This is a genomic window from Siccibacter turicensis LMG 23730, assembly GCF_000463155.2.
In the GTDB taxonomy this organism is placed as follows: domain Bacteria; phylum Pseudomonadota; class Gammaproteobacteria; order Enterobacterales; family Enterobacteriaceae; genus Siccibacter; species Siccibacter turicensis.
In genome coordinates this window covers 395,667-421,530 of sequence record NZ_AWFZ01000030.1, presented here as the reverse complement: position 1 = coordinate 421,530, position 25,864 = coordinate 395,667, and the positions used below count along the sequence as shown (strand labels likewise).

At 59.7% G+C, this 25,864-nt stretch carries 26 protein-coding genes; 20 read left to right on the top strand and 6 right to left on the bottom strand.

All coding sequences use genetic code 11. The annotated features are described in order from the left end of the window. Positions 1-89: 89 nt before the first annotated feature. Entirely contained in the window at positions 90-1,229 is a 1,140-nt protein-coding gene (locus DW58_RS11570; protein ID WP_024549973.1) for a 3-phenylpropionate MFS transporter, read from the top strand. Here DW58_RS11570 and csiE read toward each other — a convergent pair. Beyond that, the gene (gene csiE / locus DW58_RS11565; RefSeq protein ID WP_024562672.1) at positions 1,226-2,506 is read right to left on the bottom strand and encodes a stationary phase inducible protein CsiE; all 1,281 of its coding nucleotides are present in this window, start codon (positions 2,504-2,506) and stop codon (positions 1,226-1,228) included. The genes DW58_RS11570 and csiE overlap by 4 nt on opposite strands. 136 nt (positions 2,507-2,642) lie before the next feature. Here csiE and DW58_RS11560 point away from each other — a divergent pair, with 136 nt between their 5' ends. Then, entirely contained in the window at positions 2,643-3,278 is a 636-nt protein-coding gene (locus tag DW58_RS11560; RefSeq protein ID WP_024548585.1) for a DUF1007 family protein, read from the top strand. Then, positions 3,269-4,255 (top strand): nickel/cobalt transporter, encoded by a 987-nt coding sequence (locus DW58_RS11555; RefSeq protein WP_024548586.1) that lies wholly within the window; start codon positions 3,269-3,271, stop codon positions 4,253-4,255. The genes DW58_RS11560 and DW58_RS11555 overlap by 10 nt, the downstream gene beginning before the upstream one ends. Before the next feature lie 59 nt (positions 4,256-4,314). On the opposite strand, the gene suhB is transcribed toward DW58_RS11555, so the two are convergent. After that, complete coding sequence (gene suhB, locus DW58_RS11550) at positions 4,315-5,118, bottom strand: inositol-1-monophosphatase (RefSeq protein ID WP_024548587.1); 804 nt, start codon at positions 5,116-5,118, stop codon at positions 4,315-4,317. Positions 5,119-5,356: 238 nt separating this feature from the next. On the opposite strand from suhB, the gene trmJ reads away from it, so the two are divergent. From trmJ to sseB, 11 genes are all read left to right on the top strand, one after another. Beyond that, positions 5,357-6,094 carry a tRNA (cytosine(32)/uridine(32)-2'-O)-methyltransferase TrmJ gene (trmJ, locus tag DW58_RS11545; protein ID WP_024548588.1) on the top strand — a complete coding sequence of 246 codons (738 nt, stop codon included), beginning with the start codon at positions 5,357-5,359 and terminating at the stop codon, positions 6,092-6,094. Positions 6,095-6,305: 211 nt separating this feature from the next. Continuing rightward, positions 6,306-6,797, top strand: a complete 492-nt coding sequence (gene iscR / locus DW58_RS11540; RefSeq protein ID WP_024548589.1) for a Fe-S cluster assembly transcriptional regulator IscR — start codon at positions 6,306-6,308, stop codon at positions 6,795-6,797. A 124-nt stretch (positions 6,798-6,921) separates the two neighbouring features. Continuing rightward, positions 6,922-8,136: an IscS subfamily cysteine desulfurase gene (locus DW58_RS11535; protein WP_024548590.1), complete on the top strand. Its 1,215-nt coding sequence runs from the start codon at positions 6,922-6,924 to the stop codon at positions 8,134-8,136. Between the two features lie 28 nt (positions 8,137-8,164). Continuing rightward, positions 8,165-8,557 carry a Fe-S cluster assembly scaffold IscU gene (gene iscU / locus DW58_RS11530; protein WP_024548591.1) on the top strand — a complete coding sequence of 131 codons (393 nt, stop codon included), beginning with the start codon at positions 8,165-8,167 and terminating at the stop codon, positions 8,555-8,557. A 94-nt stretch (positions 8,558-8,651) separates the two neighbouring features. Continuing rightward, the gene (gene iscA, locus DW58_RS11525; protein ID WP_024548592.1) at positions 8,652-8,975 is read left to right on the top strand and encodes an iron-sulfur cluster assembly protein IscA; all 324 of its coding nucleotides are present in this window, start codon (positions 8,652-8,654) and stop codon (positions 8,973-8,975) included. A 127-nt stretch (positions 8,976-9,102) separates the two neighbouring features. After that, the gene (hscB, locus tag DW58_RS11520) at positions 9,103-9,618 is read left to right on the top strand and encodes a co-chaperone HscB (protein ID WP_024548593.1); all 516 of its coding nucleotides are present in this window, start codon (positions 9,103-9,105) and stop codon (positions 9,616-9,618) included. 38 nt (positions 9,619-9,656) lie between these two features. After that, entirely contained in the window at positions 9,657-11,507 is a 1,851-nt protein-coding gene (hscA, locus tag DW58_RS11515; RefSeq protein WP_024548594.1) for a Fe-S protein assembly chaperone HscA, read from the top strand. 1 nt (position 11,508) lies between these two features. After that, positions 11,509-11,844, top strand: a complete 336-nt coding sequence (gene fdx / locus DW58_RS11510; RefSeq protein ID WP_024548595.1) for an ISC system 2Fe-2S type ferredoxin — start codon at positions 11,509-11,511, stop codon at positions 11,842-11,844. Position 11,845: 1 nt separating this feature from the next. Continuing rightward, positions 11,846-12,046 carry a Fe-S cluster assembly protein IscX gene (gene iscX, locus DW58_RS11505; RefSeq protein ID WP_024548596.1) on the top strand — a complete coding sequence of 67 codons (201 nt, stop codon included), beginning with the start codon at positions 11,846-11,848 and terminating at the stop codon, positions 12,044-12,046. Between the two features lie 145 nt (positions 12,047-12,191). Then, on the top strand, positions 12,192-13,481 hold the full coding sequence (gene pepB / locus DW58_RS11500; RefSeq protein ID WP_024548597.1) for an aminopeptidase PepB: 1,290 nt from the start codon (positions 12,192-12,194) through the stop codon (positions 13,479-13,481). A 74-nt stretch (positions 13,482-13,555) separates the two neighbouring features. Beyond that, complete coding sequence (sseB, locus tag DW58_RS11495) at positions 13,556-14,335, top strand: enhanced serine sensitivity protein SseB (protein WP_024548598.1); 780 nt, start codon at positions 13,556-13,558, stop codon at positions 14,333-14,335. Between the two features lie 27 nt (positions 14,336-14,362). Here the strand turns inward: sseB and DW58_RS11490 are convergent, their stop codons facing one another. The 4 genes from DW58_RS11490 to DW58_RS11475 form a co-directional block, all read right to left on the bottom strand. Further along, the gene (locus tag DW58_RS11490) at positions 14,363-15,136 is read right to left on the bottom strand and encodes a MurR/RpiR family transcriptional regulator (protein ID WP_024548599.1); all 774 of its coding nucleotides are present in this window, start codon (positions 15,134-15,136) and stop codon (positions 14,363-14,365) included. Positions 15,137-15,138: 2 nt separating this feature from the next. Continuing rightward, positions 15,139-15,981, bottom strand: a complete 843-nt coding sequence (sseA, locus tag DW58_RS11485; RefSeq protein WP_024548600.1) for a 3-mercaptopyruvate sulfurtransferase — start codon at positions 15,979-15,981, stop codon at positions 15,139-15,141. A 93-nt stretch (positions 15,982-16,074) separates the two neighbouring features. Further along, the gene (locus tag DW58_RS11480) at positions 16,075-17,439 is read right to left on the bottom strand and encodes a 6-phospho-alpha-glucosidase (RefSeq protein WP_024548601.1); all 1,365 of its coding nucleotides are present in this window, start codon (positions 17,437-17,439) and stop codon (positions 16,075-16,077) included. A gap of 12 nt (positions 17,440-17,451) precedes the next feature. Next, positions 17,452-18,996 (bottom strand): PTS transporter subunit EIIC, encoded by a 1,545-nt coding sequence (locus tag DW58_RS11475; RefSeq protein WP_024548602.1) that lies wholly within the window; start codon positions 18,994-18,996, stop codon positions 17,452-17,454. 486 nt (positions 18,997-19,482) lie between these two features. Between DW58_RS11475 and ndk the strand changes: the two genes are divergently transcribed. From ndk to DW58_RS11440, 6 genes are all read left to right on the top strand, one after another. Further along, complete coding sequence (gene ndk / locus DW58_RS11470) at positions 19,483-19,914, top strand: nucleoside-diphosphate kinase (RefSeq protein ID WP_024548603.1); 432 nt, start codon at positions 19,483-19,485, stop codon at positions 19,912-19,914. A 170-nt stretch (positions 19,915-20,084) separates the two neighbouring features. Then, entirely contained in the window at positions 20,085-21,251 is a 1,167-nt protein-coding gene (rlmN, locus tag DW58_RS11465) for a dual-specificity RNA methyltransferase RlmN (protein WP_024548604.1), read from the top strand. A gap of 405 nt (positions 21,252-21,656) precedes the next feature. Beyond that, entirely contained in the window at positions 21,657-22,670 is a 1,014-nt protein-coding gene (gene rodZ / locus DW58_RS11455; RefSeq protein ID WP_024548606.1) for a cytoskeleton protein RodZ, read from the top strand. Between the two features lie 24 nt (positions 22,671-22,694). Further along, a complete protein-coding gene (ispG, locus tag DW58_RS11450; protein WP_024548607.1) occupies positions 22,695-23,813 on the top strand; it encodes a flavodoxin-dependent (E)-4-hydroxy-3-methylbut-2-enyl-diphosphate synthase in 1,119 nt (372 codons plus the stop codon). Between the two features lie 115 nt (positions 23,814-23,928). Then, positions 23,929-25,203: a histidine--tRNA ligase gene (gene hisS, locus DW58_RS11445; RefSeq protein ID WP_024548608.1), complete on the top strand. Its 1,275-nt coding sequence runs from the start codon at positions 23,929-23,931 to the stop codon at positions 25,201-25,203. A gap of 33 nt (positions 25,204-25,236) precedes the next feature. Beyond that, on the top strand, positions 25,237-25,857 hold the full coding sequence (locus DW58_RS11440) for a YfgM family protein (protein ID WP_024548609.1): 621 nt from the start codon (positions 25,237-25,239) through the stop codon (positions 25,855-25,857). Positions 25,858-25,864: the final 7 nt, after the last annotated feature.

Sequence of the window (25,864 nt, the reverse complement as noted above, 5' to 3'; positions counted from 1 at the left end):
ATGCGCACCGATATTGTTAAATCAATGTTACATCTTGCAAGGTCGGTAAGAACCCGCGAGACTATCGCCGTCGAAAACAGGAGGGATTCATGGTGTTGCATTCCAGGAACTGGCTGGCGCTCAGCTACTTTACCTACTTTTTCAGCTACGGCATTTTCCTGCCGTTCTGGAGCGTCTGGCTTCAGGGTATCGGCCTGCCGGCGGAAACCATCGGTTTGCTGCTGGGCGCGGGGCTTATTGCCCGTTTTCTGGGTAGCCTGCTGCTGGCCCCGCGGGTGCAGGACCCTTCCCGCCTGGTGTTTGCCCTGCGGCTGCTGGCGCTGTTGACGCTGGTCTTCGCGCTGGCCTTCTGGCTGGGCACGACCGCCGCGTGGCTGTTGGTGGTGATGGTCGGCTTTAACCTGTTCTTCTCGCCGCTGGTGCCGCTTACCGATGCCCTCGCCGGCACCTGGCAGAAGCAAATCACCATGGACTATGGCCGGGTGCGCCTCTGGGGATCGCTTGCCTTTGTGGTCGGTTCGGCGCTGACCGGCAAGCTGGTCAGCCTGTTTGATTTCCAGGCGATTCTGGTGCTGCTGTCACTCGGCATCGCCTCCATGCTGCTGGGGATGCTGCTGCGGCCTTCGGTCATGCCGCAGGGCGAGGCGCGAACCCGCGAGGGTGCCGGCTGGCCGGCGTGGCGCTCGCTCATTGGTGAGAGCTGGCGCTTTCTCGCCTGCGTGTCGTTACTTCAGGGGGCGCACGCCGCCTACTACGGCTTTAGCGCTATTTACTGGCAGAAGGCTGGCTATTCGGCGTCGGTGGTGGGCTATCTCTGGTCGCTGGGCGTGGTAGCGGAAATTGTGGTCTTCGCGCTGAGCAACACGCTGTTCCGTCGCGCCACGGTGCGCGGTCTGCTGCTGCTGTCGTGCGTGTCAGGGATGGTGCGCTGGGGGCTGATGGGCTGGACCACGGCGCTGCCGTGGCTGATTGTGATGCAGCTGCTGCACTGCGGAAGCTTCACCGTCTGCCATCTGGCCGCCATGCGCTATATCTCGGCGCGCCAGGGGGCGCAGGTGATTCGCCTGCAGGCGATGTACTCCGCGGTTGCCATGGGCGGCGGCATTGCCATCATGACCATGTTTGCCGGCTACCTGTATCAGCATCTTGATAACGGCGTGTTCTGGGTGATGGCGCTGGTGGCCCTGCCGGCGCTGCTGCTCCGGCCAGGGGTGACCGCCCCGCGTTAGGCTTCGAGAATGTCGCGGATCCGCGCCTGCTGCTGCTCCCCTAACGGCATCGTGGCGTGGATCAGCGGCGGCGAGAACAGCGGCAGGGTGGTGGCGTAGGGCGTAACGATAAGCGTCGCCTCTTTGGGCGCCCCCTCCTTCTGAAACGCATGTACAGTCAGGTGGCGGATGTTAAGCGGTAACAGCGTTAACTCGCGCAGCTGCCGCTCGATCTCCTGTTCCAGCGCCGCGTCGTTACCGGTTAACAGCAGCACCTGTTTCTCATGCAGATCGCTCTCCTGCATCAGCCAGGCACCAAAAATCACCGCCACCAGCCCGACTTCTTCATCGGAAAACGCAATGCCGTACTCGGTTTCGAAGCCCTGAAACGCCTCGCGGGTGGTGCGCATCAGGCGCGGGTAGAGGCGGTACACCTCTTCGGGCAGGCTGTTATCAATGCCGATGCCGAACAGCGATCGCTCCAGCGCCTGGGCCAGATGAATGTAGAGCTGGTCCGCCAGCCCCTGCTCGTCGCTGAAGGTCATCCCCGAAAGCTCACGAAAACGCGCCGTCATCTGGCCGATGGCCAGCCGCAGTCGGATATCCTGCTGGTGGCTGTCGTTGATCGGGTCCGGGGTGCGCAGCATCATAAACAGCAGCGCCAGAAACAGGTGTTCGTTTTCGTGGGGCAACTGCATGACGCGCCGCTGCCAGTGACGCACGATCTCTTGCGCGGCAAGGTATTCGGCGCGCGCCTGGGTCCACTGCTGCTGCAGCTCAGTAAACTCCGGCGTCAGGCCGTCCTGATGCTGCAGCAGGCAGTACTGCAAGTACAGACGCAGGAACTGCACATCGCGGCTCTCAAAGTTGCGGTTCAGACGCCGGGAGCAGAGGTTGACCAGCGCATGCAGGTTGGTGTCATCGTAGAGCGCCGTGGCGATCCCCTGCTGGCGAAGGCAAACCTTCAGGGCCGGGGTAAACTGCTGCTGGATAAAGTGCGGGCACAGCCGCAGGCCGCGGCGCAGCCAGTGCAGCAGGCAGAGTCGTCTGTCTAAAGCGGAGCCTTCAATCCGGTAGCTGCCATCCTGCTCGGTGATAATCGTCAGGCGATGGTAACGCGCGATCTCTTCCCGGGTCAGGTTAATATCTTCCCGGGCGACGAGGCCATCAACACCGTTAATGCGCCCCAGTATCTCCGGGGTGACGGTCTGGCCCGGGAGATACAGCATCAGAAGCACCTGGCAGCGGCGCTGCGGACTGGAGAGCTCAGATGGCGGCGGGCATAATAGTGTCATCATCTGATTTTCCAGGTATGGTGAATAAGGTTAAGAGTAGCTAACGTAAACCCGGCTGAAAGCGAGACAGGGTGCTTTTCGTCACGGAATTCTGGCTGGCTCACAGAATTTTTTATTTGAGGGAAAAATGCGCACATTGATGCACAGGATAACGGGCGCGGCGGCATTGTGGTTGCTGACCAGTCAGCAGGGGGCGTTAGCGCATCCGCACAGCTTCATTTCGCTGCAAAGCGAGGTGATGGTGGCTGACGAACACTTTTATGCCCTGAAAATGCGCTGGACCATGGATGAAATCACTTCAGCGGATCTTCTCTATGACACGGGTGATGCCCCGGCCGGATCGGAGGTGTGGAAAAAGCTTGCCGCTGAGGTGATGGCGAACGTGCTGGGCCAGCACTACTTTACCGAGGTGTGGCACAACGGGAAAAAGGTGACGTTTCGCGATCGCCCCACCTCCTACAGTCTGGCGCGTGAAAACCATCAGGCGGTGCTCAGCTTCGTCCTGCCGCTGGCGACGCCGCAGCCGCTGGCGGGCCAGACGTACACCTTCTCGACCTTCGATCCCAGCTACTATGTCGATATGCATTACGATGATGATAAGGATGCGCGTCTGCCGGCGGATCTCGCCTCGCGCTGCACCCTGAAGGTGACGACCCCGACGCCGGGCGACGAGGTGCTGGATTTTGCCAATTCCCTGGATAAAGCCGATGCGCCGCCCGAGGACATGAACCTCGGTAAACAGTTTGCTCAACAGGTAACGCTTCAATGTCAGTGATGATCCCGATTTCTCCTTCACGCCGCTGGCTGCCGTTCTGGCCGCTGGCGCTGTTTGTGCTGCTCGCCGGGCTGGGGTGCCTCGCGCTCTGGCACTACTGGCCGCAGGTGATGCTCAACAGCATCCGCTGGCAGCGGACGGTCAATATTGAGATGAGCCAGCTGCTCAAGGGCGTGGCGGACAATCCCCTTCGCGTCGGCGTGTCGCTGCTGGTGTTCAGCTTTACCTATGGCGTGCTGCACGCCTTAGGCCCAGGCCATGGCAAAGTGGTGATCGCCACCTGGCTTGCCACCCACCCGTCGAAGCTGAAAACCAGCCTGCGTCTGACTTTTGCCGCCTCGCTGTTGCAGGGCGTGGTGGCGATTGCGCTGGTCAGCGTGGTGCTGGCGCTGCTGAAGCTGCCGGCGCGCTCGCTGCACCTCAGCAGCTTCTGGCTGGAGAAGGGGAGCTACCTGCTGGTGGGCGTGCTGGGTCTGCTACTCTGCTATCGGGCAATCAAGGCTCTGCGCCGTCTGGCACCGCGGCCGCGCCGCTTTACCGCGTTTACGTCGCATCACCACCACCACGCCGGCTGCGGCTGCGGCTGCGGGCACCAGCATCTGCCGGACAGCGAGCAGCTGGCGCGCAGCGATGACTGGCGCGCCCGTCTGGCGATTATTTTCTCGATGGGCATGCGCCCCTGTTCCGGAGCCATCATGGTGCTGCTGTTCAGCAAAGTGGCGGGCGTGTTCGGCTGGGGTGTGGTGTCTGCGCTGGCGATGGCGGCGGGAACCGCGCTGACCATCTCGGCGCTGGCGCTGCTGGTGCACGCGTTCCGGCATCTGGCGATGCGGCTTAGCGTAGACCGCACGCCGGCACTGTGGCGGCGGGTCGGGAACGCGACCCTGGCGTTAACCGGCGGGGCGATTCTGGTGGGCGCTGCGGTCGTAATGTGGCTCAGCGCGCAGCCGCCGGGGGGTGGGCTGCGCCCGTTCTGAATCGCGGGCAATAAAAAAGGCAGATGCGTGAGCACCTGCCTTTTTTTACGCGCTGAAGATTAGCGCTTCATTGCTTCGCTGAGCTCATCACGCATTGAGGCGAGGATCGCTTTCACCACGCGCGGATTACCGGCGACAACGTTACCGCTGGTCAGGTGGTTGTGGTTACCGGTGAAGTCACACACCAGGCCGCCTGCTTCACGCACCAGCAGTTCACCCGCGGCGAAATCCCACGGCTTCAGGCCCAGTTCGAAGTAACCGTCAACACGACCGGCGGCAACGTAGGCCAGATCCAGCGCGGCGGAGCCGGTGCGGCGGAAGTCGGCACACTGGGTGAACAGTTTGCCAACGATATTGATAAACGGGGTGGCGTGCTGCTTCGCCTTAAACGGGAAGCCGGTTGCCAGAATGGTGCCATCCAGATCGCGCGCGGAGCTGCCGCGCAGACGGTAACCGTTGAGCTGTGCGCCCTGGCCGCGAACGGCAGAGAACAGTTCATTACGCATCGGATCGTAAACTACCGCGACTTCAGTACGGCCTTTAATGCGTACGGCGATAGAAACAGAGAAGTGGGGCAGACGTTTGATGAAGTTGGTCGTGCCATCCAGCGGATCGATAACCCATTGCACATCCGGATCGGTACCTTCATGTTCACCGCTTTCTTCGGTGATGATGGTGTGCTGCGGATAGGATTTGCGAATCACCTCGATAATCATGGCTTCTGCCGCTTTATCGACGTTGGTGACGAAATCGTTGGTGCCTTTCTGGCTCGCTTCTACAGCGTCGGGCGTTTCATAGTTCTTGGCAATTACGTTACCTGCTTTACGCGCGGCACGCACGGCGATGTTCAGCATCGGATGCATCGGTTACTCTCACTGGATGTTAAAGAACGGAAAAAACGGGCGGAGTATATACCCCCAGGCTTTGCGCTTGCAACCTCGATGGCGAAAATGTCATATCATGGCGGTCTGTCAGGTTCAGAGTGTGCTGCGCGCATCCCCTTGTAGTTTGTGTGAGCTGTGGCATCCACACTGCAGGAGCGGATTATCAGCGTTCTTTATGGTAGGATGCCGCCATATTTTTCCCTCGTACCGAATCGCTATGCTGCAAAACATCCGTATTGTGCTGGTTGAAACCTCTCACACCGGCAACATGGGCTCCGTCGCCCGCGCTATGAAAACCATGGGCCTGACTAACCTCTGGCTGGTCAATCCGCTGGTCAAACCGGACTCGCAGGCTATCGCGCTTGCCGCCGGGGCCAGCGATGTCATCGGCAATGCGCAGATCGTCGATACGCTCGACGAAGCGATCAGCGGCTGTAGCCTGGTGGTGGGCACCAGCGCGCGCTCCCGCACGCTGCCGTGGCCGATGCTCGACCCGCGCGAGTGCGGCATCAAAAGCGTGGCCGAAGGCCAGCAGACCCCGGTGGCGCTGGTGTTTGGCCGCGAGCGCGTTGGCCTGACCAATGACGAACTGCAAAAGTGCCACTACCACGTCGCCATCGCCGCGAACCCGGAGTACAGCTCGCTGAACCTGGCGATGGCGGTGCAGGTTATCGCCTACGAAGTCCGCATGGCGTGGCTCGCCACCCAGGAAAATCCTGCTGCGGATACCGCGCCGGAAGAGACGCCGTACCCGCTGGTGGACGATCTGGAGCGCTTCTACGGGCATCTGGAGCAGGTGCTGCTGGAAACCGGCTTTATCCGCGCCAGCCATCCGGGCCAGGTGATGAACAAGCTGCGTCGCCTGTTTACGCGCGCCCGCCCCGAGAGCCAGGAGCTGAATATTTTACGCGGCATGCTGGCGTCAATTTCTCAGAAAGATAAGCCTCAGCAGTGACCTCAGCGCGCCGGAAATACGACCCGGCGCAGGGGGTAATAAATGGATGCGGCAGGGCAATATGTCCCGACTAAATGAAGGGGTAAATACTTGAGTAAAATACTCAGGTAAATAGTTGACCATTTTAGTCGGGAATGTCAGACTTGCGCCTGCTATGTGACATACAATCCATTCGAAACCCCCGCCACGAGGGGCATTTTTGAGGTAAGACATGAGACTGACATCTAAAGGGCGCTATGCCGTGACCGCAATGCTGGACGTTGCGCTGAACTCTGAAGCGGGCCCGGTGCCGTTGGCTGATATCTCCGAACGTCAGGGAATTTCGCTCTCCTATCTGGAACAGCTTTTTTCCCGCCTGCGCAAAAATGGCCTCGTAGCGAGCGTTCGCGGTCCGGGCGGTGGTTACCTGCTCGGTAAAGAAGCAGGCAGCATTGCCGTAGGCGAAGTAATCAGCGCGGTGGACGAGTCGGTCGATGCGACCCGTTGTCAGGGTAAAGGCGGCTGCCAGGGCGGCGACAAGTGCCTGACCCACGCGCTGTGGCGCGATCTCAGCGACCGTCTGACCGGCTTTTTGAACAACATTACGCTGGGCGAACTGGTGAACAACCAGGAAGTGCTGGACGTCTCCGATCGTCAGCACAGCCATGAAGCGCAGCACCAGGGCCGCGGCCAGGGCGATATCGACGTTAAGCTGCGCGCGTAAACCTGAGCATATCTACCGTCTTAATTGAATCAGGCCGGGGCAATACGTTGCCCTGCGAAACTGGCGCGAAAGACGCCGGTGGCCTGATTTAACATATTGAAGTGATGTACGGAGCTTAAGAGCAATGAAATTACCGATTTATCTCGACTACTCCGCGACCACGCCTGTCGACCCGCGTGTTGCTGAGAAGATGATGCAGTTTCTGACAATGGACGGCACGTTCGGTAACCCGGCGTCCCGTTCCCACCGTTTCGGCTGGCAGGCGGAAGAAGCAGTGGATATCGCCCGTAACCAGGTGGCGGAGCTGATTGGCGCGGACCCGCGTGAAATCGTCTTCACCTCCGGGGCGACCGAGTCTGACAACCTGGCGATCAAAGGTGCGGCCAATTTCTATCAGAAAAAGGGCAAGCACATCATCACCAGCAAGACCGAACACAAAGCCGTGCTGGATACCTGCCGTCAGCTGGAGCGTGAAGGCTTCGAGGTGACCTATCTGGCACCGCAGCCTAACGGCATTATCGATCTGAAAGAACTTGAAGCGGCTATGCGTGACGACACCATTCTCGTCAGCATCATGCACGTGAACAACGAAATCGGCGTGGTGCAGGATATCGCGACCATCGGCGATCTGTGCCGCGCGCGCGGGATTATCTTCCACGTTGATGCGACCCAAAGCGTGGGCAAACTGCCTATCGACCTGACCCAGCTGAAAGTGGACCTGATGTCCTTCTCCGGCCACAAAATCTATGGCCCGAAAGGTATCGGTGGTCTGTACGTGCGTCGTAAACCGCGTATCCGCATCGAAGCACAGATGCACGGCGGCGGTCACGAGCGCGGTATGCGTTCCGGTACCCTGCCGGTACACCAGATCGTCGGTATGGGCGAAGCCTACCGCATCGCGAAAGAAGAGATGGCGAGCGAAATGGACCGTCTGCGCGGCCTGCGCAATCGTCTGTGGGACGGCCTGAAAGATATCGAAGAAGTGTACCTGAACGGTTCACTGGAGCAGGGCGTACCGACCATCCTCAACGTCAGCTTTAACTACGTTGAAGGCGAGTCGCTGATCATGGCGCTCAAAGATCTCGCGGTCTCTTCCGGTTCTGCCTGTACGTCTGCAAGCCTCGAACCTTCCTACGTGCTGCGCGCGCTGGGAATGAACGACGAGCTGGCGCACAGTTCAATCCGTTTCTCTTTAGGTCGTTTTACTACCGTTGAAGAGATTGATTACACCATCGAACTGGTACGCAAATCGATTGGTCGTCTGCGCGATCTCTCTCCGCTGTGGGAGATGTTCAAGCAGGGCGTCGATCTGAACACCATCGAATGGTCACATCACTAATCGGTTTACGACGTAAGGAAAAATTATCATGGCATACAGCGAAAAAGTAATCGATCACTACGAAAACCCGCGCAACGTGGGTTCTTTCGACAACAACGATGACAGCGTAGGCAGCGGCATGGTCGGTGCGCCGGCCTGTGGCGACGTAATGAAGCTACAGATCAAGGTCAGCAATGAAGGTATCATTGAGGACGCGCGCTTCAAAACCTACGGTTGCGGCTCCGCGATTGCCTCCAGCTCGCTGATTACCGAGTGGGTAAAAGGCAAGTCTCTGGACGAAGCGCAGGCTATCAAGAACACCGACATTGCCGATGAACTTGAACTGCCGCCGGTGAAAATTCACTGCTCAATCCTCGCGGAAGACGCTATTAAAGCGGCCATTGCGGATTATAAAAGCAAACGCGACGCGGGCACTAAGTAAGTCGCCCTGCTGACCCGGCGGGCTGAGGAAAGCCTGGCCTGCCGGCGTCGCCGCGCAATGTGAAGCATGACGAATTAATTATTGAGGTTGTTGTATGTCGATTACCCTTAGCGACAGTGCTGCCGCACGTGTAAACGCCTTTCTCGCCAACCGCGGTAAAGGCTTTGGTTTGCGTCTTGGTGTGCGCACTTCCGGCTGCTCCGGCATGGCCTACGTGCTGGAATTTGTGGACGAACCCCAGTCGGAAGATACGGTGTTTGAAGACAAAGGCGTCAAGGTAGTTGTCGATGGCAAAAGCCTGCAGTTCCTCAACGGCACTCAGCTCGACTTCGTCAAAGAAGGGCTCAACGAAGGGTTCAAATTTACCAACCCGAACGTGAAGGATGAGTGCGGCTGCGGCGAAAGCTTCAACGTCTGATACCGCAATACGTCTACCCCACCGCGTCACAGCGCGTGGGGTTTTGTTTTACCAGGCGACCCCTTTTCCGGCGGCGCGGCGCGACACACGGCGTCGACAAACGCACACGCAGAACTCCGAGAACGCTATGGATTACTTCACCCTCTTTGGGTTACCGGTTAGCTATCCACTCGATGCTGAACAGCTGACGCTTCGCTATCAGGATTTACAGCGCCGGTTCCATCCCGACAAATTCGCAAGCCACCCGCAGGCGGAACAGCTGGCCGCGGTGCAGCAGTCCGCCACCATCAACCAGGCCTGGCAAACGCTGCGTCATCCGCTGGCCCGGGCAGAGTATCTGCTCTCGCTGCACGGCTTCGACTTAGCGTCCGAGCAGCACACCGTGCGCGACACCGCCTTTTTGATGGAGCAGCTGGCGCTGCGCGAGGAGCTTGACGAGATCGAGCAGGCCTGCGATGACGCCCGGCTGACCACCTTTATGGCACGCGTTGACGGCATGGTGAAGGTGCGCCATCAGCAGATGGTGGACGACCTGGCGAGCGAGTCGTGGGAGCGGGCGGCAGATACCGTGCGTAAACTGCGCTTTCTCGATAAACTGCGCAGCGCAGCAGAACAACTCGAAGAAAAACTGCTCGATTTTTAAAGCCTGACTGTCAGGCCCTATTTTTCTGGAAGCTCAACATGGCCTTACTCCAAATCAGTGAGCCCGGCATGAGTGCCGCGCCTCATCAGCGCCGTCTTGCGGCTGGTATTGACTTAGGTACCACCAATTCGCTGGTGGCGACCGTGCGCAGCGGCCAGGCGGAAACCCTGGCCGACAGCCAGGGGCGTCATCTGCTGCCGTCGGTGGTGCACTACACTGCGACCGGTCAGACGGTCGGCTACGAAGCACGTGCTCAGGCCGCGCAGGATCCGGTCAATACCATCAGCTCGGTAAAACGCCTGATGGGCCGCTCCCTGGCCGATATCCAGACGCGCTATCCGTACCTGCCGTATCAGCTTCAGGCCAGCGAAAACGGCCTGCCGATGATCGCCACCCCGGCGGGGCTGCTGAACCCTGTCCGCGTCTCGGCCGATATCCTTAAAGCCCTTGCGGCCCGCGCCAGCGACGCGCTGGCCGGTGAGCTGGACGGCGTGGTGATTACCGTCCCGGCCTATTTTGACGATGCACAGCGACAGGGCACCAAAGACGCGGCGCGTCTGGCGGGCCTGCACGTGCTGCGCCTGCTCAACGAACCCACCGCCGCGGCCATCGCCTACGGGCTGGACTCCGGTCAGGAAGGGGTGATTGCCGTGTACGATCTCGGCGGCGGCACCTTTGATATCTCCATTCTGCGCTTAAGCCGCGGCGTGTTCGAAGTCATGGCAACCGGCGGCCATTCCGCGCTCGGCGGCGACGACTTTGACCATCTGCTGGCGGATTACATCCGCGAGCAGATGGGCCTGCACGACCGCAGCGATAACCGCGTGCAGCGTCAGCTGCTCGACGCGGCCATCGCCGCCAAAATTGCCCTGAGCGATGCCGACAGCGCGGCGATTGACGTCGCCGGCTGGCAGGGGACCATTACCCGCCAGCAGTTTGAAACGCTTATCGCACCGCTGGTGAAACGCACGCTGCTGGCCTGCCGTCGCGCCCTGAAGGACGCCGGCGTGGAGGCAAGCGAGGTGCTGGAAGTGGTGATGGTCGGCGGCTCCACCCGCGTGCCGCTGGTGCGCGAGCAGGTTGGGGCCTTCTTTGGCCGCACGCCGCTCACCGCGATTGACCCGGATAAAGTGGTCGCCATCGGCGCCGGTATTCAGGCCGATATTCTGGTGGGCAACAAGCCGGACAGCGAAATGCTGCTGCTGGATGTGATCCCGCTGTCGCTCGGGCTGGAAACCATGGGGGGGCTGGTCGAGAAGGTCATCCCGCGTAACACCACCATTCCGGTGGCCCGCGCCCAGGAGTTCACCACCTTCAAGGACGGCCAGACCGCGATGTCCATCCACGTGATGCAGGGCGAGCGCGAGCTGGTGCAGGACTGCCGTTCACTGGCGCGCTTTGCGCTGCGCGGTATCCCGGCGCTGCCGGCGGGCGGGGCGCATATCCGCGTCACCTTCCAGGTTGATGCCGACGGTCTGCTGAGCGTCACGGCGATGGAGAAATCCACCGGCGTGGAAGCGTCGATTCAGGTGAAGCCCTCCTATGGGCTGACCGACGGCGAAATCGCCACCATGATTCAGGATTCAATGAGCTTTGCCGAACAGGATGTGAAGGCGCGTATGCTGGCGGAACAGAAAGTGGAAGCCGCACGCGTGCTGGAGAGCCTGGACGGTGCGCTCGTTGCCGATGCCGCGCTGTTAAGCGCCGCTGAGCGTCAGATCATCGACGAGGCTGCCGACGCCCTGCGCGCCGCTGCCGCCGGCGATGAGGCTGACGCAATAGAACACGCCATTAAAAACGTAGACAAACAAACCCAGGAATTCGCCGCACGCCGTATGGACCAGTCGGTTCGTCGCGCGCTGAAGGGCCATTCCGTGGACGAGGTTTAATATGCCAAAGATTGTTTTTTTGCCTCATGCGGATCTCTGTCCGGATGGTGCAGTTCTGGAAGCGAAAAGCGGTGAAACCATCCTTGACGTTGCGCTGCGCAACGGCATTGACATTGAACACGCCTGCGAAAAATCGTGCGCCTGCACCACCTGCCACTGCATCGTGCGTGAGGGCTTTGACTCACTGCCCGAGAGCAGCGAAGACGAAGACGACATGCTCGACAAAGCCTGGGGTCTGGAGCCGGAAAGCCGTCTCAGCTGTCAGGCGCGCGTCACCGATGAAGATCTGGTGATTGAAATGCCGCGCTACACCGTCAACCACGCGCGGGAGCACTGATATGGGCCTGAAATGGACCGACAGCCGTGAAATCGGCGAGGCGCTGTACGACAGCCGCCCGGATATTGACCCGAAAACGGTACGCTTTACCGATCTGCACCAGTGGATTTGCGATCTTGAGGATTTTGAAGACGATCCTCAGGCATCAAACGAGAAAATACTCGAAGCAATTCTGCTAGTCTGGTTAGATGAAGCAGAATAATCATACCCCTCATATGACGGGATGCAGAAAGCCTGACCGCGCTCGCCGCTGCCATCTTTCTGCAACGCACATCATTCAGGGTATAGCGGGCTGCCTCCGGGCGGCCCGTTTTCATGTTTACTCATGAGCCAACAAGGACACAACAATGACAACAGAAGCCATGAAAATCACCCTTACCACTCAACCCGCCGATGCGCGCTGGGGTGACAACGCGACGTACAGCATCAACCAGGACGGCGTGACGCTGCACCTCAATGGCAAAGACGACCTCGCGCTGATTCAGCGCGCGGCGCGTAAGATTGACGGCATGGGTATCAAACACGTGCAGCTGGCCGGCGAAGGCTGGGATACGGAAACCAGCTGGGCGTTCTGGCAGGGCTACAAGGGGCCGAAAGGCACCCGTAAGGTGGAGTGGGCTGCGCTCGACGACGCGCAGCAGCGCGAGCTGACCAGCCGCCTGAAAATCATCGACTGGGTGCGCGATACCATCAACGCCCCGGCAGAAGAGCTTGGCCCGGAGCAGCTGGCGCAGCGCGCGGTGGATCTACTGAGCGCAGCCGGCGGCGACCACGTCAGCTACCGCATCACCAAAGGTGAAGATCTGCGCGAGCAGAACTACATGGGTCTGCACACCGTAGGCCGTGGTTCTGAGCGTCAGCCGGTGCTGCTGGCCCTCGACTACAACCCAACCGGGGATGAGAGCGCGCCGGTGTACGCCTGCCTGGTCGGGAAAGGCATTACCTTCGATTCCGGCGGCTACAGCATCAAGCAGAGCGCTTTCATGGATTCGATGAAATCCGACATGGGCGGCGCGGCGACCGTAGCAGGCGCGCTGGCGTTTGCTATCACCCGCGGCCTGAATAAGCGCGTGAAGCTCTACCTGTGCTGTGCCGACAACATGATCAGCGGCAACGCCTTTAAGCTCGGGGATATCATTCGCTACCGCAACGGCAAAAACGTTGAGGTGATGAACACCGACGCCGAAGGCCGCCTGGTGCTGGCCGATGGCCTGATCGACGCCTGTGCCCAGAAGCCGACGCTGCTGATCGACGCGGCAACCCTGACCGGGGCGGCGAAAACCGCGCTCGGCAACGACTACCACGCGCTGTTCAGCTTTGACGATGCGCTGGCGAACAAGCTGATGGCAAGCGCGGCGGCGGAAAACGAGCCGTTCTGGCGTCTGCCGCTGGCCGAGTTCCACCGCCACCAGCTGCCGTCTAACTTTGCCGAACTGAACAACACCGGCAGCGCCGCCTACCCGGCGGGTGCAAGCACCGCCGCAGGCTTCCTGTCGCACTTCGTGGAAAACTACCGTCAGGGCTGGCTGCACATTGACTGCTCTGCAACCTATCGCAAAGCAGCGGTAGAGCAGTGGTCTGCGGGCGCGACCGGGCTAGGCGTGCGGACTATCGCGAACCTGTTAACCGCAGAGTAAAAGGTTGCCCTCGCGTACCCGCTTCTTCGGAAGGGGGCACCGCGAGGGCGTCAGACGATCCACAGAGTAAAACCATGACATACGAAAAAAACAGACTGGAGACCCTGCTTGAGCAGGCGGCGACGGAACCTGCGTATCGCCCGGCGTTCTTTCGCGAACTGCTGGACGCCACGGTCTGGGTACCGGGCAGCGCAGCGCAAGGCGAGGCGGTTGATGCCGACACCGAGCTTGACCTGCAGCACTGGGAGAAGGACGACGGGGCGAGCGTGATCCCGTTCTTCAGCTCGCTGGATGCCCTCAAGCAGGTGGTGGAGACCGAGCAGGCGTTTGTCGTGATGCCGGTGCGCACCCTGTTTGAGATGACGCTCGGCGAAACGCTGTTCCTTAACCCGAAACTGCCCGCCGGCAAAGAGTTTACCCCTAACGAAGTGCAGCACCTCATCGGCCAGGACGGCGGCAACCCGCTCAGCACCCAGCACGTGCTGGAGGGCGGGACATCGCTGCTGCTCTCGGAGGTGGCCGAACCGCCAGCCCAGATGATTGACTCGCTCACCACCCTGTTTAAGGATCTGAAAACCGTTAAGCGGGCGTTTATCTGCTCCATTAAGGAACAGGCGGACGAACAGCCGAACCTGCTGATCGGCATCGAGGCGGACGGGGATATTGAGTCGGTGATCCAGACGGTCGGCAGTGTCGCCACCGACACGCTGCCGGGGGATGAGCCCATCGATATCTGTCAGGTCGTGGAAGGGGAGAAGGGCATCAGCCACTTTATGATGGCCCACATCACGCCGTTCTACGAACGCCGCTGGGGCAGCTTCCTGCGCGACTTCAAAAACAACCGTATCATCTGATGGCAACCCTGCCTGACACGGGCAGGGTTACTCCGTGGCGTTAAGCAGCAGCAGATCCATCAGCAGTACCAGGTTCGATTCAAATGAGGTGATGCCCGCGGCTTCGGCAGCAAAGTGCACCGCCTCGTCATAAAGTGGAAAATGCAGATCCGCGATCCCAGCCAGCGTGTTGGGCGACGCGCGGGTAAACGCCACGACGCACATCCCCACGTTCTGCGCGATGCGCGCCTTATCCAGCACCTGTTCCGTCTCCCCGCTGCGCGACACCGCGACAAACACCTCATAGCGCGACGCGTTGCTGAGAAAAATATTGCGGCTGTCGCCCGGCCCCGAGATAAACGCCGTTTTACCCAGCACCTGCAGCTTTTTGGTCAGGTACTCGGCGAACAGATAAGAGAAGCCCGCCCCGTAAAGAAAGAAGTGCTCTTTCTCCCGCACCAGCTGCGAAAAGGCCGCCATCTTATCCGCCGTGACCCAGCGAAAGGTCTGGCGGTAGTTGGCCAGAAAAGGTTCGAACAGCGCGGGCAGCTCGTCCCCCGCGGCGGCGGGAAACGCAGCGATATGCGGCGAGTCGGCCAGCAGCTGCTTGCAGTGCCAGATAAGCTCGCTGTAGCCGCTGAAGCCCAGCTTCTGGCACAGCCGCATAATAGTTGCCGTTGACACAAAGGTCGCCTGGGCCAGCTGGCGCACCGTGATATTGCCCACCAGCAGCGGGTGTTCCGTCAGGTGCGACAGCACGCGGTACTCGGCGCGGGTCAGGGATTCACCGCGCTGCAGGAGTGACGCCAGGCGATTGTCCATGGTTACGCCGGTTCGACAGGCGTATCGCTGCGGCTGCCCCATTCACACCAGGAACCGTCGTACAGCGAGACGTTTTTCACCTCCAGAGTTTCCAGCGCCAGCATCAGCACCGCAGCGGTAACGCCGGAGCCGCAGCTGGCGATAATCGGCTTATCGAACGCCACGCCGGCGCGGTCGAAAATCGCCTGTAGCTCATCGGTGGTTTTTAACTGCCCGTTGATCACCAGTTCGGTCCAGGGCACGTTGAAGGCGCCGGGAATATGGCCGCGCTTCAGGCCAGGGCGCGGCTCGTCGGCTTCGGCGTTGAAACGGGCAGCCGAGCGGGCATCGACAATCTGCGCCGTGCCTTCAAAGCTGGCGACCATCACGTCCGGCAGCCGTTTGATCAGCGCCGGATCGAAGGTGGCGGTGAAATCGCCTTCCGGGGCAGAGACCTCGCCCTGCTCAAGCGGCAGGCCGTCGCGCTGCCACTCTGCCAGCCCGCCCGCCAGTATCGAGACGTTCACCACGCCAAACTTACGCAGCATCCACCAGGCCCGCGGGGCGGAGAACAGATTGCCGCCGTCGTAGACCACCAGATGCTTATCGCTGCTGACGCCAAGCTCGCGCATGGCCACGGCGAAGGTTTCCGGGCGCGGCAACATATGCGGCAGGGTGCTGGTGTGGTCAGACAGCGCGTCAATATCGAAAAACAGCGCGCCGGGAATATGCCCGGCGCGGTAGTCCCCGGCGATATCCAGATCCTCCTGGCCGGCCGGAGCCATGCGCGCGTCAAGGATTTGAATTTCCGGGTCGTTGATGTGTTCAGCCAGCCAGTCGGCAGCGACAAAGAAAGGGGTCGACATAGGTGCCTCCGTTTCATACAGGGTTAACGGATTGTCGGTGTTTTTTAGCATACCGACAAGCGTACCCCCGCTAAGTCGCGACCCGGGTTGGATTTATTTCACCGCCTCGCCATCCTGCCAGGCCTTTTTCAGCTCAGGCCAGTAGTCGGCATTGGCCTCAATCATCTCATCCAGAATCGCCTTCGCGTGCTGCATGCTCGGCACGGTACGGTTGAGGGTAAAGGCCTGGAGCGCCTTCTCATAGCTGCCTTCGATGGTGGCTTCCACCAGCAGCTGTTCGGAGGCGAGCTGCTGCATCAGCAGGGTCTGGTGGAACAGCGGCACCGCCCCCATACGCACCGGCTCCGGGCCGTTGGCGGTGATATAGGCTGGCACTTCCACCATCGCATCGTAGGGCAGGTTGGCTATCGCCCCTTTATTCTCGACGATCACCAGATGGCGCTGGCGCAGATCGAAGGCCAGCGAGCAGGCAACGTCGACGATAAACGCGCCGTGAACGCCCACGTGGAACGCGTCCGGTAGAATGCCGGTGCGCTTATACTCCTCCGCGGCGGCGAACAGCTTCTTCTCCCGGCCGTCCATCACTTCGTTGGCGCGGGTGTAGTCCGGCCGCTGGTGCGCCACGATGTCGTTGGGCATCAGGTAGTACTGCAGGTACGGGTTCGGCAGATAGTCCGGGAAGTGGTCCATGATCGGCTTGATGTTGCGCCAGGTTTTCACCCACGACGGATCCGAGTGCTGCGGGTCGGTTTGCGCTGCGTCCTCGGTCAACAGGCCAAAACGGGCAATATGGCGACGCAGCTCCAGCAGGCGATCCTCGCCGTCGACCAGCACGCGGGTAAACCAGCCGAAGTGGTTGAGACCGAAGTAATCCACCTCCAGCTTGTGGCGATCCACCCCGAGGATTGCGCCCATATTGCGCATCGCCGCAACCGGCATGTCGCAGATGTTCAGTACCCGCGCGTGGGGACGCAGCCGGCGCACCCCTTCGGCAACGATCGCCGCCGGGTTGGAGTAGTTGACGATCCACGCTTTGGGATCGGCATAGCGTTCGACGCTATCGATAAGTTCCACCATCGGCAGGATGGTGCGCAGCCCGTAGGCCAGCCCGCCCGGGCCGCAGGTTTCCTGACCCGGCACGCCGTGGCGCAGCGGGATCTTCTCATCCTGCTCGCGCATCCGGTACTGGCCGACGCGCATCTGGGCGAACACGAAATGGGCGCCGCGGAACGCGGTTTCCGGGTCGCTGGTGGTGGTGAAGGTGATGGTCTGGCTGTGGTCGCGAATCACCTTCTCGACCACCGGTGCGATGGTATCCTGGCGCGCGCTGTCGATATCGTAGAGGCGGATCTCCGCCAGCGGGAAGTCCTCAAGCCGTACCATCAGGCTCTTTACGATGCCCGGCGTATAGGTGCTACCACCGCCGGCGATGGCTAAGATAAAAGGGGATTTCAGCATAATTTGTCTCCGTCAGAGCAGCGGCTCGACCGCCTCTCGCATTTTCTTCACATGCAGCCCGTAGACCACCTGAACGTTATTACCCTGTTTGATGACGCCCTTCGCGCCGGTAGCCTTCAGCCGTGGCTCATCAATCGCCCCGACGTCGCGCACCGTGACGCGCAGGCGGGTGTAGCAGTTGTCCACCACGTCAATGTTGTCGCGCCCGCCAAGCCCGGCGACGATGGCCGCGCCCAGCCCGTTGTTATCGCCTTTCGCCTGGTACTCCTGCTTGCTGTAGAGGCGTGTCTCTTCGTCATCCTCCTCACGCCCCGGCGTTTTCATGTTGAAATAGCCAATCAGGAAGCGGAACACCACGAAGTAGAGGGCGGCCATAATCAGCCCGACCAGGATGTACATCGGCCAGTTTGATTTGGTGGTGCCGAGCGGCAGGTTATAGAGAATGAAATCGATAAAGCCGTTGGCGCCGATGGCGTGTACCCCGAACAGGTAGAACAGCATCATGCCGATGCCGGTCAGCACCGCATGCACCACGAACAGCAGCGGGGCGACGAACAGGAAGGAGAACTCGATAGGTTCGGTGACGCCCACCAGCATTGAGGTGAGGGCGGCGGGAATCAGAATGGCTTTGGCGGCAGCCTTACGCTCCGGTTTCGCCATCATGTACATCGCCAGCGCGGCGGCGGGCAGGCCGAACATCTTGCTGATGCCGCGTGCATCCCACACCGTGGTGGCACTGAGCTGCTGCACGCCGGGGCAGGCCATCTCGGCAAAGTAGATGTTACGCGCACCCTGATACACCGAGCCACAGACTTCCTGAGTGCCGCCCAGCTCGGTATAGAGGAACGGGGTATAGACCAGGTGATGCAGGCCGGTCGGTACCAGAATGCGCTCCAGGAAGCCGTAGATCGCCACGCCAAACGCGCCCGCGCCTTTAATCCCCACGGCCATTGCGCTGATACCCTGCTGGGCGAATGGCCACAGCTCGCTCATGACCACTCCGAGCACCATTGATACCGGCAGCATAATGATGGCCACGAAGCAGTGGCCGGAGTAAATCGCCATCGCCCCGGAGAACTGCACCCCGGAGTAGCGGTTGTAGATATAGCCGGACAGCGCCCCGGTGAGGATCCCGGCGAACACGCCCATCTCCAGCACCTGTACGCCCAGTACCATGCTCTGTCCGGCGGAGCGCATCTGGTCTGCCGGGGCGATATCGCCCTGAAGTTGCAGGGTGACGTTCATGGCGTTGATGAAAACGATAAAGGTCACCAGCCCGATCAACGCCGCATAGCCTTTGTCCCGGCTGGCAAGGCCGATGGGAATACCCACGGCAAACACCATCGCCAGGTTCGCCAGCACCGATACCGCCGACTTCGCGATAAACTGCCCGGTGTTCTGCACCGCCGGATGACCAAGAAACGGCAGGTACTCGGCCAGGTTGCCGTTTCCGAGAATATTGCCGAAGGCAATAAACAGCCCGACGATGGGCAGGATCAGTACCGGACCGTAGAGGGATTTACCGAAGTTTTGCAGGGCATTAACGGCTCGTCTCATTTAGCGCTCTCTTGTTATCATCTGGCTAAAATGCGCACCGGGGTGCGAGATGCAATAAAGGTAGCAACGTGGCAGGAAAGAAAGCTAACTATCTGATTGTTTTAAAAACAAATAACCCCGAAAGTAACATGTAACGTTTCAGGATGTGATCCCGACAGCATTTCCAGGCGCGGAGGGCTGGCGCAGAGGTGAGGGGGAGCGCTGGTGAAGAGAGTGGCTGGCGAAAGTCCGGAAATGCGCCGCCGCTGCGCTGCCCTGAGCGGCACAAGATGAAAACGTCAGTGCGGAAAGCCCCGCCGGACGGCGGTTTACGTCGCGAAACGCCGTGAATTGCGTCTTAAGTGCGCAGTGTTGCTGATAGTCGTCTTATTTTAAAAAAATGTTACCTTCATCCATAGGCAAGGGCGCATCGGGCCTTTATAATCCGCGCCACGTCAAAACCGGCAGCGGTTGCTGGTGCTAACAGAACAACTCACAGAGGTAATCATGGCTATTGAACGTACGTTTTCCATCATCAAACCGAACGCCGTCGCTAAAAACGTAATCGGTGCAATTTTCGCGCGTTTTGAAGCCGCGGGTTTCAAAATCGTCGGCACCAAAATGCTGCACCTGAGCGTTGAGCAGGCGCGCGGCTTTTACGCTGAGCACGACGGCAAACCGTTCTTTGACGGTCTGGTGGAATTCATGACCTCTGGCCCGATCGTGGTATCTGTGCTGGAAGGCGAAAATGCGGTTCAGCGTCATCGCGACATCCTGGGCGCAACCAACCCGGCGAACGCCCTGGCAGGCACCCTGCGTGCAGACTACGCTGACAGCTTCACCGAGAACGGCACCCACGGTTCCGACTCTGTGGAATCTGCGGCCCGCGAAATCGCCTACTTCTTCGCAGAAGGCGAAGTGTGCCCGCGCACCCGTTAATCGCGTTGCAGGGGACTGTTACATTTTATTTACCCCCCGTTCGCGTTCAGTGATGGCATCGCCATCATAAAATTTGTATAATTCTGCGCCCCGGACAAGCTCGCTTGCCGGGGCCTTTTTATTCACCCTCCTGGGGCCATAACGTGTAACAACGAGGCCGGAAGAACATTATGTCTGAATGCACCACCACGCCTGAGGCGACCTCCTCAGCGCTTTCCCCGAAAGCTGAAAAAATTAACCTGCTGGATCTCAACCGTCAGCAGATGCGTGAATTCCTCAAAACGTTAGGCGAAAAACCGTTTCGTGCCGATCAGGTAATGAAGTGGATGTATCACTATTGCTGCGACGATTTTGATGAGATGACCGACATCAACAAAGTGCTGCGCGGCAAACTGAAGGAAGTGGCGGAAATCCGCGCGCCGGAAGTGGTCGAAGAGCAGCGCTCCTCTGACGGCACCATCAAGTGGGCCATCGCCGTAGGCGATCAGCGCGTCGAAACCGTGTACATCCCGGAAGACGATCGCGCCACGCTGTGCGTCTCCTCGCAGGTCGGCTGTGCGCTTGAGTGCAAATTCTGCTCCACCGCGCAGCAGGGCTTTAACCGTAACCTGCGGGTATCGGAGATTATCGGCCAGGTGTGGCGCGCCGCGAAAATTATCGGCGCCCAGAAGGTGACCGGTACGCGTCCGATTACCAACGTGGTGATGATGGGCATGGGTGAACCGCTGCTCAACCTGACCAACGTGGTGCCGGCCATGGAAATCATGCTGGACGACTTCGGTTTCGGCCTCTCCAAACGCCGCGTCACGCTCTCCACCTCCGGCGTTGTGCCGGCGCTGGACAAGCTGGGCGACATGATTGACGTCGCGCTGGCCATTTCACTGCATGCGCCAAACGATGCGATCCGCGATGAAATCGTGCCAATCAACAAAAAGTACAACATCGAGACCTTCCTGGCCGCAGTGCGCCGTTATCTGGAAAAATCGAATGCCAACCAGGGCCGTGTAACCATCGAATACGTGATGCTCGATCACGTGAACGACGGCACCGAACACGCGCACCAGCTGGCTGAAGTCCTGAAAGATACGCCGTGCAAGATCAACCTGATCCCGTGGAACCCGTTCCCGGGCGCGCCCTACGATCGCAGCTCAAACAGCCGCATCGACCGCTTCTCCAAGGTGCTGATGAGCTACGGCTTTACCACTATCGTGCGTAAAACCCGTGGCGATGATATTGACGCCGCGTGCGGGCAGCTTGCGGGTGAGGTTATCGACCGTACTAAACGGACGATGAAAAAGCGCCAGCAGGGTGAACCAATCGCCGTGAAAGCCGTCTGAGACTGAGTAAAAGGCCGTTCAGCACCCGTACGAACGGCCTTTTTTATACCGGTATCGACGTATCAATACGGTTAACGGAAGCGGTGTGCCGCCCGGGGTAATAATTACGGTGCGTTTTTTCCCGGTTTAAGGCAGTATGTAGCGGCACAACAACAGGTTAGCAGAATGGCACCCTCGGAAGCAGGCTGGCATGCGCAGACAGTGGCGAAAAAGCTGTCTATGGTTAACAGAGCTGACGATACCGATATCGCGCCGACGGTTAATCTGCAGGGAATGCATCGCTTATTCCGGGTGGGCAGCGGGAATCACCGCTTTTCGCATAGCGTTTACGCGGTGCGGGCTGGAACCAACGGGTTCATGCTCTGCACCAGGTTCTTTACATCACCGTATCAGCAGTCCTAGCTAATGAATACTGAAGCCACTCACGAACAAAATACAGCACTCTCCACGGGCCAGCGCCTGCGCACCGCTCGTGAACAACTCGGACTGAGCCAGCAGGCAGTCGCTGAACGCTTGTGCCTGAAGGTCTCCACCGTCCGTGACATAGAAGAGGACAACCTGCCTGCCGATCTGGCGGCCACGTTCCTGCGCGGTTATATCCGCTCCTATGCCCGCGTCGTTCATATCCCTGAAGAAGAGCTGTTGCCTGCCGCTAAGAAGGAAGAGCCTTTCCGTCCTAAAGTGAACACGGTGCAGGGGATGACGCTCGGTAAGCGCCGTAAAAAACGTGATGGATGGCTGTGGAGCTTTACGCTGCTCGTTCTGTTTATCGTGATTGGTCTGACCGGTGCGTGGTGGTGGCAAAACCACAAAGCGCAGCAGGAAGAGATCACCACGATGGCCGATCGCTCCTCCGCGCAGTTAAATGACGACAGTCAGACCAGCCAGCCTATCGAACTGAACACCACGCCTTCCACGGACGCCGCCACGACTCCCGAAACCACGCCCGCCCCGGTAGAGCAGAGCACCGCTCAGCCAGCGCCTGACGCTGCTGCATCCTCAGCACAGGCCACTGCGGGCGCGACCGACGCGCCGTCCACCAACGCGCCTGCCGCGGCGGTGGTTGCGCCGACCCAGACCGACACCGACACCGGCACCACGGCCCAGACGCCGGCCATGGCACCTGCAACCGTCTCTGAGGGAATGCCGGCGGGCGATCCGAATGCCCTGGTCATGACCTTCAACGCCGATTGCTGGCTGGAAGTGACCGATGCCACCGGCAAAAAACTGTTCAGCGGCATGCAGCGCAGCGGTGGCAACCTCAGCCTCGCTGGTCAGACGCCGTACCGCCTTAAAATTGGCGCACCTTCCGCCGTTCAGATTCAGTTCCAGGGAAAACCTGTCGATCTGAGCCGCTTTATCAGAACAAACCAGGTTGCTCGTCTTACCCTCAATGCCGAACAATCAACAGCACAGTAACAGACGGGCGATTGGGGAGAATGTATGCATAACGAAGCGCCCATTCAGCGCAGAAAATCGAAACGGATTTATGTAGGTAACGTCCCGATTGGGGACGGCGCGCCGATTGCCGTTCAGTCCATGACCAACACCCGCACCACGGATGTGGAAGCGACGGTGAACCAGATCAGGGCGCTTGAGCGCGTCGGTGCGGATATCGTACGTGTTTCCGTTCCTACCATGGATGCCGCCGAGGCGTTCAGACTCATCAAGCAGCAGGTTAATCTGCCGCTGGTGGCCGATATTCACTTTGACTACCGTATCGCCCTGAAAGTGGCGGAGTACGGCGTTGACTGCCTGCGCATCAACCCAGGCAATATCGGTAACGAAGAGCGTATCCGCCAGGTGGTGGACTGCGCGCGCGACAAAAATATTCCTATCCGCATCGGCGTTAACGCTGGATCGCTGGAAAAAGATCTGCAGGAAAAATACGGCGAGCCGACGCCTCAGGCGCTGCTGGAATCCGCCATGCGTCACGTCGATCATCTCGATCGTCTCAACTTCGATCAGTTCAAGGTCAGCGTGAAGGCCTCCGACGTCTTCCTGGCGGTGGAGTCCTATCGCCTGCTGGCAAAACAGATCGATCAGCCGCTGCATCTCGGTATTACCGAAGCCGGTGGTGCGCGCAGCGGTGCGGTGAAGTCAGCGATTGGCCTTGGGCTGCTGCTCTCGGAAGGCATCGGCGATACGCTGCGCGTGTCGCTGGCGGCGGATCCGGTTGAAGAGATCAAGGTCGGCTTCGACATCCTCAAATCCCTGCGTATCCGCTCACGCGGTATTAATTTCATTGCCTGCCCGACCTGCTCCCGTCAGGAGTTTGACGTCATCGGCACGGTCAACGCGCTGGAGCAGCGCCTGGAAGACATCATCACGCCGATGGACGTGTCCATTATCGGCTGCGTGGTGAACGGACCGGGCGAAGCGCTGGTATCAACCCTTGGCGTGACCGGCGGCAACCGTAAGAGCGGCTTCTATGAAGACGGCCTGCGTAAGGACCGTCTCGACAACGATGACATGATCGCGCAGCTTGAAGCCCGCATCCGTGCCAAGGCCTCGATGCTGGATGAAAATCAGCGCATCCACGTCCATCAACTTGAAAAATAATCTCAACAATGGGAAGCCGATGGCTTCCCGTGTATGATTGAACCCGCGAGGCGCCCGGCATGCCGGTGTCGCCGGGAACGGGTTCATTTTTTGTATCAGACAGCAGAGAACTAACGTGGCAAAAAATATTCAAGCCATCCGCGGCATGAACGACTACCTGCCTGCCGAGACCGCCCTCTGGCAGCGCATTGAAGGTACCCTCAAGCAGGTACTCGGCAGCTACGGTTACAGCGAAATCCGTTTGCCGATTGTAGAGCAGACCCCGTTATTCAAGCGCGCTATCGGTGAAGTCACCGACGTGGTTGAAAAAGAGATGTACACCTTCGAAGACCGCAACGGCGACAGCCTGACGCTGCGTCCGGAAGGGACCGCGGGCTGCGTGCGCGCCGGCATCGAACATGGTCTGCTGTACAATCAGGAACAGCGCTTGTGGTATATCGGGCCAATGTTCCGTCACGAGCGTCCTCAGAAAGGGCGTTACCGCCAGTTCCATCAGCTCGGTCTGGAAGCCTTTGGTTTGCAGGGCCCGGATATCGACGCCGAGCTGCTCATGCTGACCGCCCGCTGGTGGCGTGCGCTTGGCATCGCCGATCACGTGGCGCTGGAGATTAACTCCATCGGCTCCCTTGAGGCGCGTGCTCGCTACCGCGACGCGCTGGTGGCGTTCCTGGAACAGCATAAAGAAAAGCTCGACGAAGACTGCCTGCGCCGGATGTACACCAACCCGCTGCGCGTGCTGGATTCGAAAAACCCGGACGTACAGGCGCTGCTGGGCGATGCCCCGACGCTTGGCGACTATCTCGACGACGAATCGCGCGAACACTTTGCTGGTCTGTGCGCGTTTCTCGACGCGGCGGGCATTAGCTACACCGTGAATCAGCGCCTGGTGCGCGGTCTCGACTACTACAACCGCACCGTGTTTGAGTGGGTCACCAACAGCCTCGGTTCCCAGGGAACCGTATGCGCCGGTGGCCGCTATGACGGTCTGGTTGAGCAGCTGGGCGGGCGTGCAACGCCAGCGGTGGGCTTTGCCATGGGGCTGGAGCGTCTGGTTTTACTGGTTCAGGCCGTGAACCCGGAATTTAAAGCCGATTCGGTTGTCGATATTTACCTGGTGGCTTCCGGTGCGGGTACGCAGACGGCGGCGATGGGGCTGGCGGAGCAGATTCGTGACGCCGTCCCAGGCATCAAACTGATGACCAACCACGGCGGTGGCAACTTCAAGAAGCAGTTCGCTCGTGCAGACAAGTGGGGCGCACGCGTGGCCCTGGTGCTGGGCGAGTCCGAAGTGGCCAACGGCGACGTGGTGGTGAAGGATTTGCGCACCGGTGAGCAGCAAACCGTCGCCCAGCGCGATGTAGCGGCTCATCTTCAGGCGCTGCTGGGGTAATCCCGGTAATTTATCGTTAAGGAGAAGGACTGCGTGGAAATCTACGAAAACGAAAACGACCAGATGGAAGCGGTAAAACGCTTCTTTGCCGAGAACGGCAAAGCGCTCGCGGTCGGTGTGGTTCTGGGCGTGGCTGCACTGATTGGCTGGCGCTTCTGGAACAATCACCAGGCCGAGTCCGCGCGCGAGCTTTCTCTGGCTTACGACAATGCCATGTCGTCGGTAAAAGCTGATGATGCAAAATCGCTGGCGCCGGTTGAGAAGTTTGCTGCGGATAACAAAAATATCTACGGCGTGTTCGCCTCGCTTGAGCTTGCTCAACAGCACGTGGACAAAAACCAGCTCGATAAAGCAGCGCAGCTGCTGAGTCAGGCCCAGGCCGGCACCAAAGATGAGAACATGAAGGCCATCGTGAGCCTGCGTCTTGCCCGCGTTCAGGTACAGCAGAAGCAGGCGGATGCCGCACTTGCCACGCTCGATACTATCAAGGGTGAAGGCTGGGCGATGATCGTTGCCGATCTGCGCGGTGAAGCACTGCTCAGCAAAGGCGACAAGCAGGGTGCGCTTGATGCCTGGCGTAAAGGGGCGGCGTTGAATACCTCCCCGGCGCTGAGCGAAATGTTGCAGATGAAAATCAATAATTTGTCCGTCTGAGAGGGAC